The 12,895-nt window shown below is 73.2% G+C and carries 10 protein-coding genes; 5 read left to right on the forward strand and 5 right to left on the reverse strand.

Annotated features, from left to right (window positions below; translation table 11 throughout):
* Positions 1 to 215: 215 nt before the first annotated feature.
* Positions 216 to 899 (reverse strand): hypothetical protein, encoded by a 684-nt coding sequence (locus tag ACLQ22_RS28800; protein WP_425695072.1) that lies wholly within the window; start codon positions 897 to 899, stop codon positions 216 to 218.
* 69 nt (positions 900 to 968) lie between these two features.
* On the opposite strand from ACLQ22_RS28800, the gene ACLQ22_RS28805 reads away from it, so the two are divergent.
* The 3 genes from ACLQ22_RS28805 to ACLQ22_RS28815 are packed head-to-tail and all read left to right on the forward strand — an operon-like array spanning position 969 to position 5,334.
* Complete coding sequence (locus ACLQ22_RS28805; RefSeq protein WP_425695073.1) at positions 969 to 3,587, forward strand: valine--tRNA ligase; 2,619 nt, start codon at positions 969 to 971, stop codon at positions 3,585 to 3,587.
* Positions 3,584 to 4,918 carry a bifunctional folylpolyglutamate synthase/dihydrofolate synthase gene (locus ACLQ22_RS28810; RefSeq protein ID WP_425695074.1) on the forward strand — a complete coding sequence of 445 codons (1,335 nt, stop codon included), beginning with the start codon at positions 3,584 to 3,586 and terminating at the stop codon, positions 4,916 to 4,918. Before ACLQ22_RS28805 ends, ACLQ22_RS28810 begins: the two co-directional genes overlap by 4 nt.
* A complete protein-coding gene (locus ACLQ22_RS28815; RefSeq protein ID WP_425695075.1) occupies positions 4,915 to 5,334 on the forward strand; it encodes a DUF4233 domain-containing protein in 420 nt (139 codons plus the stop codon). The genes ACLQ22_RS28810 and ACLQ22_RS28815 overlap by 4 nt, the downstream gene beginning before the upstream one ends.
* 3 nt (positions 5,335 to 5,337) lie before the next feature.
* On the opposite strand, the gene ACLQ22_RS28820 is transcribed toward ACLQ22_RS28815, so the two are convergent.
* The gene (locus ACLQ22_RS28820; RefSeq protein ID WP_425695076.1) at positions 5,338 to 6,708 is read right to left on the reverse strand and encodes a VOC family protein; all 1,371 of its coding nucleotides are present in this window, start codon (positions 6,706 to 6,708) and stop codon (positions 5,338 to 5,340) included.
* Positions 6,709 to 6,851: 143 nt separating this feature from the next.
* On the opposite strand from ACLQ22_RS28820, the gene ndk reads away from it, so the two are divergent.
* Positions 6,852 to 7,277 carry a nucleoside-diphosphate kinase gene (ndk, locus tag ACLQ22_RS28825; protein WP_425695077.1) on the forward strand — a complete coding sequence of 142 codons (426 nt, stop codon included), beginning with the start codon at positions 6,852 to 6,854 and terminating at the stop codon, positions 7,275 to 7,277.
* Between the two features lie 66 nt (positions 7,278 to 7,343).
* On the opposite strand, the gene ACLQ22_RS28830 is transcribed toward ndk, so the two are convergent.
* From ACLQ22_RS28830 to ACLQ22_RS28840, 3 genes are all read right to left on the reverse strand, one after another.
* Positions 7,344 to 7,784 (reverse strand): carboxymuconolactone decarboxylase family protein, encoded by a 441-nt coding sequence (locus ACLQ22_RS28830; RefSeq protein WP_366644487.1) that lies wholly within the window; start codon positions 7,782 to 7,784, stop codon positions 7,344 to 7,346.
* Between the two features lie 203 nt (positions 7,785 to 7,987).
* A complete protein-coding gene (locus ACLQ22_RS28835) occupies positions 7,988 to 8,128 on the reverse strand; it encodes a hypothetical protein (protein WP_425695078.1) in 141 nt (46 codons plus the stop codon).
* 143 nt (positions 8,129 to 8,271) lie between these two features.
* Complete coding sequence (locus ACLQ22_RS28840) at positions 8,272 to 9,294, reverse strand: ArsR family transcriptional regulator (protein WP_425695079.1); 1,023 nt, start codon at positions 9,292 to 9,294, stop codon at positions 8,272 to 8,274.
* A 317-nt stretch (positions 9,295 to 9,611) separates the two neighbouring features.
* Between ACLQ22_RS28840 and ileS the strand changes: the two genes are divergently transcribed.
* Entirely contained in the window at positions 9,612 to 12,758 is a 3,147-nt protein-coding gene (gene ileS, locus ACLQ22_RS28845; protein ID WP_425695080.1) for an isoleucine--tRNA ligase, read from the forward strand.
* The last annotated feature ends 137 nt before the right edge of the window (positions 12,759 to 12,895 follow it).

A 12,895-nucleotide genomic window follows, 5' to 3' on the forward strand; every position in this document is an offset into this window, starting at 1 on the left:
GGGAGAGTAGGACACCGCCGGACAATCTTTCAGTTCAGGGTCACCCTTCGGGGTGGCCCTGAACTGCGTTACGGACCTTTTCGTCGCCTCGGCCGGCGGCGCCGAAGTCTCAGAGGCGGAGACGGCGCGGGAGTTGGTGGCGCTGTCGCAGGTGCGGCTGCCGGCCGGCTGCCGGCCCGCGGCGGGAACGGCGCGGGCGGGCTAGGCGGAAGGCGTCAGCCGCGGGTCTGGATCTCCTCGCGCATGGCGCGGAACAGCCCGCCGGCGTCGTCGACGGAGCGGCCCGGGAACATCGCCATCACCACGCTGCCGTGGTCGGCCCACCCGCAGACCGCGAAGTCGCCGCCGTCGCCGCTGGTGGTGCCGCACTTCATCACGCCGCCGAAGCGCCCGGCGGGCACCTCGCGCAGCCCCGTCACCTTGCCGGTCTCGTCGGTCAGCAGGCCGAAGAGGCTGTCCAGGTCCCGCTCCGGCTGCCAGAGCAGGGTCGTGCCGCCGAAGACGAGCACCGAGCGCTTGTCGTCGGCGGGATCCCGGTAGACGGTGCCGAAGCTGCTGTCCAGGTCGATGTCGGCGGCGAACCCGCTGCGCAGGTAGTCGGAGGTGCTGCGGGCCCGGTCGCTGTCGTCGCGTACGAGGCCCGCCACCCGGTCCGGGGTGGCCAGGTCGGCGTCCTTCTGCTGGGCGACCCGCCAGCCGGCCGTGCCCAGCACCGCGGCCCCCGCGAGCCCGACGACCGCCGCCACGGCCCACGCCACCCGCCGGCGCCCCGACCGCGTGGCCCGCCGCTCCGGGGCGTTCTCCGGGTCCCGGTTGCTGAGCTGGATGGGCTCGTCGGTCAGGTCGATCGGTTCGGGCCCGTCGGCGACCGGGCGATCGGTGAGATGTGCGTCGGACATAGCCGACACCGTACGCGAACGGCAGGTGGCGCACGTCGGGTCCCGGGAAGCGCTCCGTAGACTTTCAGGGTGACCGAGAGACTGGATGCCCGACGCCCCGACGCCCCGACCCTTGCCGGCCAGTACCAGCCCGGCGAGGTGGAGCAGCGACGGTACGAGCAGTGGGTAGCCGCCGGCCACTTCCGGGCGACGGCGGACAGCGACAAGCCCCCCTTCACCATCGTCATCCCGCCGCCCAACGTCACCGGCTCCCTGCACATGGGCCACGCGTTGGACCACACCGTCCAGGACGCGCTGGTGCGGCGCAAGAGGATGCAGGGCCACGAGGCGCTGTGGCTGCCGGGCATGGACCACGCCGGGATCGCCACCCAGAACGTGGTCGAGCGGCAGCTCGCCGGCCAGGGCCTGTCCCGGCACGACCTGGGCCGGGAGGAGTTCGTCGAGCGGGTGTGGCAGTGGAAGGCCGAATCCGGCGGCGCGATCCTCGGCCAGATGCGCCGCCTCGGCGACTCCGTCGACTGGGACCGTGAGCGCTTCACCATGGACGAGGGCCTGTCCCGTGCCGTCCAGACCATGTTCAAGAAGCTCTACGACGACGGGCTGATCTACCGGGCCAACCGGATCATCAACTGGTGCCCGCGCTGCCTGACCGCGCTGTCGGACATCGAGGTGGAACACACCGACGACGACGGCGAGCTGGTCTCGATCCGCTACAGCGACGACGTCGTGGTCGCCACCACCCGGGCCGAGACGATGCTCGGTGACACGGCGGTCGCCGTCCACCCGGACGACGAGCGCTACCGGCACCTGATCGGCACCGAGGTGGCCGTGCCGTTGACCGACCGGCGGATCCCGATCGTGGCCGACGAGCACGTCGACCCGAGCTTCGGCACCGGCATGGTCAAGGTGACCCCCGCGCACGACCCGAACGACTTCGAGATCGGCCAGCGGCACGGCCTGCCGTCGCTGACGATCATGGACGAGCGGGGCGTCATCACCGCGCACGGCCCGTTCCAGGGCCTGGACCGGTACGAGGCCCGTCCCGCGATCGTCGCCGCGCTGCGCGAGCAGGGCCGGATCGTCGCCGAGAAGCGGCCGTACGTGCACGCCGTGGGGCACTGCTCCCGGTGCAGGACGACCGTCGAGCCGCGGCTGTCGCTCCAGTGGTTCGTCAACACCACCCCGCTGGCCGAGGCGGCCGGCGACGCGGTGCGCGACGGCCGGGTGAAGATCGAGCCCGCGGAGCTGGCCAAGCGGTACTTCGCCTGGGTCGACAACATGCACGACTGGTGCATCTCCCGGCAGCTCTGGTGGGGCCACCGCATCCCCGTCTGGTACGGCCCGGAGGGCGAGATCGTCTGCGTCGGCCCGGACGAGGAGCCGCCGACCGGCGAGGGATGGCACCAGGACGAGGACGTGCTGGACACCTGGTTCTCCAGCGGCCTGTGGCCGTTCTCCACGCTCGGCTGGCCCGAGCAGACCCCCGACCTGGCGAAGTTCTACCCGACCAGCGTGCTGGTCACCGGCTACGACATCCTCTTCTTCTGGGTCGCCCGGATGATGATGTTCGGCCTGTACGCGATGGACGGCCGGCCGCCGTTCGAGACGGTGGCCCTGCACGGCATGGTCCGCGACCAGCACGGCAAGAAGATGTCGAAGTCGTTCGGCAACGTGGTCGACCCGCTGGACTGGATCGACCGGTACGGCGCCGACGCCACCCGGTTCACCCTCGCCCGGGGCGCCAACCCGGGCGGGGACGTGCCGGTCAGCGAGGACTGGTGCCAGGGCTCCCGCAACTTCTGCAACAAGCTGTGGAACGCCACCCGCTTCGCGCTGCTCAACGGCGCGCACACCGAGGGGCCGCTGCCGGCGGCCGACACGCTGTCGACGGTCGACCGGTGGATCCTGTCCCGGCTGGCGCACGTCACCGCCGCGGTGGACGAGCAGTTCGAGGCGTACGAGTTCGCGAAGGTCTGCGACCTGCTCTACCACTTCGCCTGGGACGACGTCTGCGACTGGTACGTGGAGCTGACCAAGCCGGTGCTCGCCGAGGACGGGCCGGCCGCCGAGGCCAGCCGCCGGGTGCTCGGGCACGTGCTGGACCAGCTGCTGCGGCTGCTGCACCCGGTGATCCCGTTCGTCACCGAGGAGCTGTGGACCGCGCTCACCGGCGGCGAGACGGTGATGACTGCCGCCTGGCCGGTCGCCGACCGTACCGGAGTCGACGACGCCGCGGAGGTCGAGGTCGGCACCCTCCAGCGGGTGGTGACCGAGATCCGGCGGTTCCGTTCGGACCAAGGGCTGCGCCCGACGCAGCGGGTCGCCGCGCGGCTCGACGGCCTCGCGGCCGCCGGCATCGCCGCGCACGAGCCGCTCATCCGGTCGCTGGTGCGGCTGGATCCGGCCGGCGACGGTTTCCAGGCCAGCGCGACGCTCGCCATGCCCGGCGAGGTGAGCGTGGCCCTGGACACCCGGGGCTCGATCGACGTGGCCGCCGAGCGGGCCCGGCTGACCAAGGACCGGGCCGCCGCCGAGAAGGAGGCCGCGCAGGCCCGGGCGAAGCTCGGCAACCCGGCGTTCGTCGGCAAGGCGCCGGAGCCGGTGGTCGCCAAGATCCGCGACCGGCTCGCCGTCGCCGAGGCCGACCTCGTCCGCATCGACGCTGCTCTGGAGGCGCTGCCCTCGTGACCGACCGCACCGATTTCGCCACCGTCGAGGCCGAGCTGGCCGAACGCGGGTTCACCCGCATGGCCTTCGAGCTGGACAAGATCGAGTCGCTGCTGGACCTGCTCGGCAGCCCGCAGCGGGCGTACCCGTCGATCCACCTGACCGGCACCAACGGCAAGACCTCGACGGCCCGGATGATCGACTCGCTGCTGCGGGCGTTCGGGCTGCACACCGGCCGCTACACCAGCCCGCACCTGGAGAGCGTCCGGGAGCGGATCAGCCTGGACGGCGAGCCGGTGGACGAGGGGCGGTTCGTCGCCACGTACCGGGAGATCGAGCCGCTGGCCCGGCTGGTCGACGAGCGCTCGGCGGAGCCGCTGACGTACTTCGACATGACAACCGCGCTGGCCTTCGCCACCTTCGCCGACGCCCCGGTGGACGTGGCGGTGGTCGAGGTGGGCCTGGGCGGCGCCGAGGACGCCACCAACGTGATCCAGGCCGGGGTGTGCGTGCTCACCCCGGTCGGGCTGGACCACACCGAGTGGCTCGGCGACACCATCCAGGACATCGCGCTGGCCAAGGCGGGCATCATCCACAAGGGCGCGACGGTGATCTCCGCGGCGCAGGAGGAGGAGGCCGCCGGGCCGATCCTGGAGCGCTGCGCCGAGGTCGGCGCGACCATCGCCCGGGAGGGCGCCGAGTTCGGGGTGCTGCGGCGGGCGGTCGCCGTCGGCGGGCAGGTGCTCACCCTCCAGGGCCTCGGCGGCGTCTACGAGGAGGTGTTCATCCCGCTGCACGGCGCCCACCAGGCGCAGAACGCGGCGGTGGCGCTGGCGGCGGTCGAGGCGTTCCTCGGCGCCGGGGCGAAGCGGCAGCTCGACGTCGAGGCGGTCCGGGAGGGCTTCGCCACGGCCAGCTCGCCCGGCCGGCTGGAGCGCGTACGCAGCGCGCCGACCATCCTGCTCGACGGGGCGCACAACCCGCACGGGATGGCGGCCACGGTCGCCGCGCTCCAGGAGGAGTTCGCCTTCAGCAAGCTCGTCGCGGTGGTCGGCGTCCTCGCGGACAAGGACGCGGCCAGCCTGCTGGAGCTGCTGGAGCCGGTCGTCGACCAGGTCGTGGTGACCCGCAACAGCTCGCCCCGGGCGCTGCCGGCCCGGGAGCTGGCCGCGCTCGCGGCGGAGGTCTTCGGACCCGAGCGGGTGGAGGTGGCCGAGGAGATGCCGGACGCGATCGAGGCGGCGGTGGCGATGGCCGAGGAGGACGTACCGGGGGAGCTGAGCGGGGTCGGGGTGCTCGTCACCGGGTCGGTGGTGACCGTGGCAGACGCCCGCCGGCTGCTGAAGCGATGACCGGGCCGGAGCGGGTCACCGCGGGCGACGACCGCCCGGCCGGGGCGGCCGACGGCACCCCCGGCGGGCGACCGCCGCGCCGATCCGGGCTGCGCAATCCCGAACGGGCGGTACGTGGCCTCGGCGCCGGCACGCTCAGCCTGGAGGCGCTGGTGCTGGTGCTGGCCATCCAGCCGATCCGGGTGGTCGGCGGCGACCTCGGCGGCGCGGCGATCGGGGCGGTGGTGGCGCTGGCCGTGGCGGCGGTGCTGCTGGCCGGCATGATGCGCCGGCCGTGGGCCTGGCACGCCGGCACCGCCCTGCAGGGGCTGCTGATGCTGGCCGGCCTGCTGCACTGGTCGCTGCTGGTGCTGGGGGTCGTCTTCGCCCTGGTGTGGGCCTACGCCCTGCACGTGCGCCGGGTCATCCTGGGCTGACGGTCAGGCCTCGGCGCGTTCCCGCCACTGGGTGAGGGCGATGCCGTGGCCGTCCGGGTCGCGGAACGCCGCCGCCCACACCTCCAGCTTCGTGCCCCGGTTGACCACCCGGGGGGCGTACGTGAACCGGACGCCCGTCCCGCGCAGCCGCTCGTAGGCGGAGCCGATGTCGTCGACCTCGAGGTTGACGTGCACCAGCCGGCGGCTGATCGGCGCCGCCTCGGTCACCTCGCGCAGCACCAGGCGGGTTGTGCCGGAGGCGAGCACCGCGTTGCCGGAGCCCCGGTCGACCTCGGTGAAGCCCAGGTCGCGATAGAAGTTGAGCGAGCGGGGCAGGTCGGTGACCAGCAGGGTCAACCCCACTCCGGCGATCGGCGCCCCGAACTCGTCGCCGGCCGCCGCGGTCTCCCCGGCCTCCCCGTCGACGTCGGTCGCCGGGCCCGGACCGAAGATCGCCTCGTCCAGTTCCTCCGGGCTGATCCGCTCGTCGCGGACCCGGTCGCGCGGCGGGGCGGGATCGTCCAGGGGCAGGTCGAGCGGATCCGCCGGCGCGGGCGCGTCGAACCGCTCCTCGGCGGGCGGACGGGGCGTCGGGGTGGCCCGGCGCGGCAGGGTGCCGGTGGCGGGCTGCTCGACGAGCGTGCCCTCCAGCACGACCGGCCCACCCGGACGCTGGTGCATCACGACGGGCTCGCGCTCCTCGGGCCGCCCGACCCGGTCCCCACCGAGCGGATCGCCCAGCGGATCCCCGACGGGGTCGCCCAGCGGATCGCCCACCGGCGCCCGGAAGTCGTCCCGGAAGTCGTCGCGGTAGTCCTCCCGGAAGTCGTCGTCCGGCGCCCGGTCCGCCCACGGCGGGGCCTCCTGCTGGATCAGCACGTCGTCCAGCGGCTCGGCGCCCGCGTACTCGGGCGGCAGGTCGGCCGCGACGGCGGCGGCGGTCTCCGCGTGGGTGGGCACGTCGTCCCAGAGCACCCGGACGTGGCGCTGGTCGTCCAGGGCCACCCGGATCGGCAGCGTCTGGCCCAGCGACGGCCACTTCGCCACCGGCACCCGCGGCTCGATGATCTTCTTGGACCGGGGTGGCAGCCCCGGGGCGTCGATCACCAGCTGGAGTTCGCAGCGGCCGAAGGCGTACTGGGTGGGGGGCTCGGAGGCGCTGTGCACGTGCCCGACGCCGACCACCCAGGTGCGACCGCCCCCGCGCACCGTGGCCAGCGCGATGGCCAGCACCAGCAGGGCGACCCCGAGCGCCACGATCGCCCAGCTGGTCATGCCGAGGCCGAAGAGGACGACGAAGGTGGCCACGGTGCCCAGCACCGCGGCGATCAGCTTGCGTACCGGTGCGATGGGCCGGTTCCCGCCATTCGCCACAGTGGACCTCCCGAGGGTCAAGGGCCAGGCTAGGCCGGATCGGCCGCCGGAGGAAGGACCGGCCGCCGCGCCGGTGCCGGGACCGGGTCGCTAGGCTGACCGTACCCAGCCCGGCCGTCTTCCGCGCACAGGAGGAACCCAGCGTGTCCAGCAGCAGCCCCGATGAGCGCACCCTCGTACTGATCAAGCCCGACGCGGTCCGCCGCGGGCTGGTCGGCGAGGTGATCTCCCGCTTCGAGCGCAAGGGGCTGCGGATCGACGCGATGGTGTCCCGGACGATGGACGCCGCGCTGGCCGACGAGCACTACGCCGAGCACGTCGACAAGCCGTTCTACCCGCCGCTGAAGGACTTCATGACCGGCGGCCCGCTGGTGGCGCTGGTGCTCTCCGGCGACCAGGTCATCGACGTGGTGCGCGGGCTCGTGGGCGCGACCGACGGGCGGCGGGCGACGGCCGGCACGATCCGCGGCGACCTGTCGCTGTCCAACCGCGAGAACCTGGTGCACGCCTCCGACTCGCCGGACAGCGCGAAGCGCGAGATCGCGCTCTGGTTCCCCGAGCTGGCCTGACGCACCCCGCCGCCGCGGGCCGGTGCGCGTCGAGCGCACCGGCCGCCTGCGTCGCGTCGCGGACCGTCACGCCTCCGTCGGGAGGTCGGTGCGGCAGGTCACGGCGATCCGGTTCCACACGTTGATGGTGGCGATCGCCATCAGCAGGTCGGCGAGTTCCTTCTCGGACCACACCTTCGCCGCCGCGTCCCAGACGTCGTCGGGCACGCCGTGCTCGCCGAGCCGGGTCACCGCGTCGGTGAGCGCCAGCGCGGTCCGCTCCCGCTCGTCGAAGAACGGCGCCTCCCGCCAGGTGGCGACGGCGAAGAGCCGCCGGTCCGACTCGCCCGCCGCCAGCGCGTCGCGGCTGTGCATGTCGACGCAGAACGCGCAGCCGTTCAGCATCGACGCCCGCAGCTTCACCAGCGCCAGCACGGTGTGCCCGACGTTCGCCCGGACGTACTTCTCCAGCCCCAGCACGGCCTGGTACGCCTGCGGTGCCACCTCGGCCACGTTGATCCGTTGCATGACGGCCCTCCTCGGTCCGGTCGGTGTTGACACCCACACGACGGTGCGCGCAGGCGCGGCGTGACACCGGCGGACGTGAGCCCGGTCACGCCGGGCCGGCCTCGCCGGACGGCCAGGGGACTCCCGCGGCGGAACCGGCCGCGACGGACCTGCCCCGAGCCCCCGGCGGACCTCGTGGGCCTGCCTACCGACGTCGGGCAGGCTCACGAGGTCCGCCGGCGGTCGGGACGAGCGCCGCGCGGGTCCAGCGGTGTCAAGGTGATCTCGTCGGTGCCGGTCGGTCCGAGCGGGCCGATCAGCTCCCCGTTGTCGACCGCCGGGTCGACGCCGCGGACCGCGTCCACCTCCCGGCACCGTGGCCGCGACCACCCCGTGCGACAGCGGTACGTCCGTCGTCGCCCGCCGCCTTCACCGCGTCGGTGCTCATGCCCGGCAGGTTAGGGGGACCACGACGCCGGTGGGAACGAATTCGGCTCCGGCCGAATGCTCAGGCCGAGGCGACGACAGGCTCGTCGCCCACCAGCTGGACGAGCGCCAGGCCGGCCGGTTCGAGGCTGTACAGCACCCGACGGCCCACCCGGCGGCGGTGCACCACACCGGCGGAGAGCAACGCGGAGAGGTGCTCCGAGACGGTGCTCGGTGCCAGCCCGAGGGTGGCGGCGAGCCCGGCCGTGGTGGACGGCCGGATCAGCGCCCGGAGCACCTGGGCCCGGGCGCGTCCGACCAGGACGGCCAGCCGGTCGGTGGCCGCTGCGGGGGACGCGGCCCGCCCCAAGCCCTCCTCGGCGAGCAGCGCCGCGCCGCGCGCCTGGTAGGAGACGGCGACGATCTCCGGATGGTCGGTGGAGCAGGAGAGCGCGCCGCGGGAGAAGATCAGCGGGATCAGCAGCAGCCGCTGGTCGACCGCCTCGATCTGCCGTTCCAGCGGCTTCATGAGGGTGAGGACCGGATTCTCCCAGCGCACCCGCTCGTGCAGGTCGCCCAGGAGCGCATCCGGACCGTCCGCGGCCAGTGCGCGGGCCCGGTGCAGCACCTCCTCGTCCAACGCCGCCCGCATCGCCGGCCACCAGGGGCCGATGGCGGCGTCCCAGTAGGCCTCGATGCCGCCCGCCAGCCGGTCCAGCGCGGCCGACCGGTCGGTGACGAACGGCCTCAGCCAGTCGGGCAGGTCGTCGGGGCGGTGGTAGCGGGGGAGCTGCTCGGCGATCACCTCGGCGGGCGTCGCGCGCAGCGCGGCCAGTTCGTCGGCCAGGGTCGGGGTCGACGACGGCGGGATCGGGGTCAGGAAATCGGGCGAGCTGCTGCCCGAGGCGAGCAGCAGTCGGACCGGCGCGGTCGCCGGCACCTCGGCGAGTACCTGCCGGGCGTGTCGAGCCCAGCCCGTGTACGGCCAGGATGCCTCTCCCGGGTTGCGGTGCAGCAGGCAGAGGCTGGTCCACACCTCCCAGAGCGGGCTGATCGCGATCCGGGTGCGCGCGAGCGTCGGCTCGTCCAACCTGATCCGGATCACCCCGTCACCCTAGGCACCGGTCGCCGGGCGGGTTTACTCGGCGGCGATCTTTCCGGGCGGTCGGGTAACCTTGACGGTCGTAAGGCGATGACCCGGCCATCACCGGTGAGCCTCCGGAAGAACAGCCGGTTCGCCCCGGCCCAGTAGAACCGGACGGGTCCGGCCCGTCACAGCCGGCCAACGAGCGGGCGGTCGATCCTGGCCGCCAAGCGGGGTGGTACCGCGGGCCTGCCCGGGGGCGCCGTCGAGGCGTACCCGAGAAGGCTCGTCCTCGCAGACCCACACGACAGTGAGCTGCGCGAGGAGAGCGACCCCCGATGGTCTATCCGTTGCACGACCCGACCGCCGCCGGCGTCCCGGCGAGCCCGGACCTGCCCGCGGTCGAGCGCCGGGTCCTGGAGCACTGGACGGCCGACAAGACCTTCGAGGCCTCCGTCGAGGCCAGGCCGGCCGGCGACCAGGGCAAGAACGAGTACGTCTTCTACGACGGCCCGCCGTTCGCCAACGGCCTGCCGCACTACGGCCACCTCTTCACCGGCTACGTGAAGGACGTGGTGCCGCGCTACCAGACGATGCGCGGTCGCCGGGTGGAGCGGCGCTTCGGCTGGGACTGCCACGGCCTGCCCGCCGAGGTGGTCGCCGAGAAGCAGCTCGGCATCACCAGCAAGGCGGAGATCCTCGACCTCGGCGTGGCCCGGTTCAACGAGGCGTGCCGCTCCTCGGTGCTGGAGTTCACCCACGACTGGGAGCGCTACGTCACCCGGCAGGCCCGGTGGGTCGACTTCGCCGACGACTACAAGACCCTCGACCTGGACTACATGGAAAGCGTCATGTGGGCCTTCAAGACCCTGCACGACAAGGGCCTGGTCTACGAGGGCTTCCGGGTGCTGGCGTACTGCTGGCGCTGCGAGACGCCGCTGTCGAACACCGAGACCCGGATGGACGACGTCTACCGGGACCGGCACGACCCGACGCTGTCGGTCTGGTTCGCGCTGACCCCCGACGAGAGCGCGCCGGAGCTGGTGCGCGGGCCGGTGCGGCTCGGCGTCTGGACCACCACGCCGTGGACCCTGCCGTCCAACCTCGCGCTCGCCGTCGGCCCCGACATCGAGTACGCGGTGCTGGAGCGCGACGGCCAGCGCTACGTCGTCGGGGCGGCGCGGCTGGCCGCGTACGCCAAGGAGCTGGAGGGGTACGAGCAGGTCGGCACCGTCTCCGGCCGTGACCTCGTCGGGCGCCGCTACACCCCGCTGTTCGACTTCCTCGTCGAGCAGGCCGGCCCGAACGCCTACCAGGTGCTCGGCGCGGAGTTCGTCACCACGGAGGACGGCACCGGGATCGTCCACCTGGCCCCGGCCTTCGGCGAGGACGACCAGAACGTCTGCAACGCGGCCGGCATCCCCACCATCGTCACGGTGGACGACCACACCCGGTTCACCGGGCTGGTGCCGCCGTACCAGGGCGAGCAGGTCTTCGACGTCAACAAGCCGGTGATCCGGGAGCTCAAGGAGCGGGGGGTCGTCCTCAGGCAGGACACCTACACCCACTCGTACCCGCACTGCTGGCGCTGCGACACCCCGCTGGTCTACAAGGCGGTGTCGTCGTGGTTCGTCGCGGTGACGAAGTTCAAGGACCGGATGGTCGAGCTGAACCAGCAGATCAACTGGACGCCGGGGCACATCAAGGACGGCTCGTTCGGCAAGTGGCTGGCCAACGCCCGCGACTGGTCGATCAGCCGGAACCGGTTCTGGGGCTCGCCGATCCCGGTGTGGAAGTCCGACGACCCGAACTATCCGCGGGTGGACGTCTACGGCTCGCTGGAGGAGATCGAGCGCGACTTCGGCGTACGCCTGAGCGACCTGCACCGGCCGGCGGTGGACGACCTGGTCCGCCCCAACCCGGACGACCCGACGGGGCAGTCGACGATGCGCCGGGTGCCGGAGGTGCTGGACTGCTGGTTCGAGTCCGGCTCGATGCCGTTCGCCCAGGTGCACTACCCGTTCGAGAACCGCGACTGGTTCGAGCACCACTACCCGGGCGACTTCATCGTCGAGTACATCGGCCAGACCCGCGGCTGGTTCTACACCATGCACGTGCTGGCCACCGCGCTGTTCGACCGGCCGGCGTTCCGCAACTGCCTCAGCCACGGGATCCTGCTCGGCTCCGACGGGCGCAAGATGTCCAAGAGCCTGCGCAACTACCCGGACGTCTACCACGTGTTCGACGCCTACGGCTCGGACGCGATGCGCTGGATGCTGATGTCCTCGCCGGTGCTGCGCGGCGGCGACATGGCCGTGACCGAGCCGGGCATCCGCGACGCCGTCCGGCAGGTGCTGCTGCCCCTGTGGAACGTCTGGTACTTCTTCTCGCTCTACGCCAACGCCGACGGGCACACCGCGCGACGCAGGACGGACAGTACCCACCTGCTGGACCGGTACGTGCTGGCGAAGACCAACGAGCTGGTGTCGACGGTCCAGGAGCAGATGGACGCGTACGACATCTCCGGCGCGTGCGCCACCGTGCGGTCCTACCTGGACGCGCTGACCAACTGGTACGTGCGCCGCTCCCGGGACCGGTTCTGGTCCGGCGACGCCGACGCCTTCGACACCCTGTGGACGGTGCTGGAGACGCTGTGCCGGGTGGTGGCGCCGCTGGCGCCGCTGACCGCCGAGGAGATCTGGCGCGGTCTCACCGGCGAGCGGTCGGTGCACCTGACCGACTGGCCGTCCGCCGGGGAGTTCCCGGCCGACCACGACCTGGTCGCCGCGATGGACGCCACCCGGGAGGTCTGCTCGGCGGCGCTGTCGCTGCGCAAGGCCAAGGGCCTGCGGGTGCGCCTGCCGCTGTCGACGCTGACCGTGGCCTCGCCCGTCGCGGCGCAGCTGCGGCCCTTCGGCGACCTGGTCGCCGACGAGGTCAACGTGAAGGCGGTGCAGTTCACCGACGAGGTGTCCGCGTACTGCCAGCAGGTGCTGACCGTGGTGCCGCGCGCGCTCGGCCCGAGGGTCGGCAAGCAGGTGCAGCAGGTCATCAAGGCGGTCAAGGCGGGGGAGTGGGAGCTGGTCGACGGCGCACCCGTCGCCGCCGGCGTCACCCTCGCCGAGGGCGAGTACGAGCTGCGCCTGGTCGCCGCCGACGCCGAGCACTCCGCGCCGCTGCCCGGCGGCGAGGGCGTGGTCGTGCTGGACACCGAGGTCACCCCCGAGCTGGCCGCGGAGGGGCTGGCCCGGGACGTCGTGCGGGTGGTGCAGCAGGCCCGCCGCGACGCCGACCTGGACATCTCGGACCGGATCGTGGTGGCGGTGTCGGCCGCCGAGGAGGTGCGCGCGGCGGTGGCCGCGTACACCGACTTCGTGGCCCGGGAGGTGCTGGCCGACTCCGTCGACTTCGCCGACGGGGTGGACGGCTTCACCGGGGAGGTCGGCGAGGGCGAACGGGTGACCGTGGCCGTCCGCAGGGTATGAGTCGGTGAGACGGGGGTGGTGCGGCGGGGGGGCCCCCCCCCCCCCCCCCCCCCCCCCCCCCCCCCCCCCCCCCCGCCGGCGCCCCCCCCCCCCCCCCCCCCCCCCGGGGCCCCGCGGGTTACGGGGCCCCCCCCGGT

It is taken from the genome of Micromonospora sp. DT178 (genome assembly GCF_049841695.1).
Taxonomy (GTDB): Bacteria; Actinomycetota; Actinomycetes; order Mycobacteriales; family Micromonosporaceae; genus Micromonospora.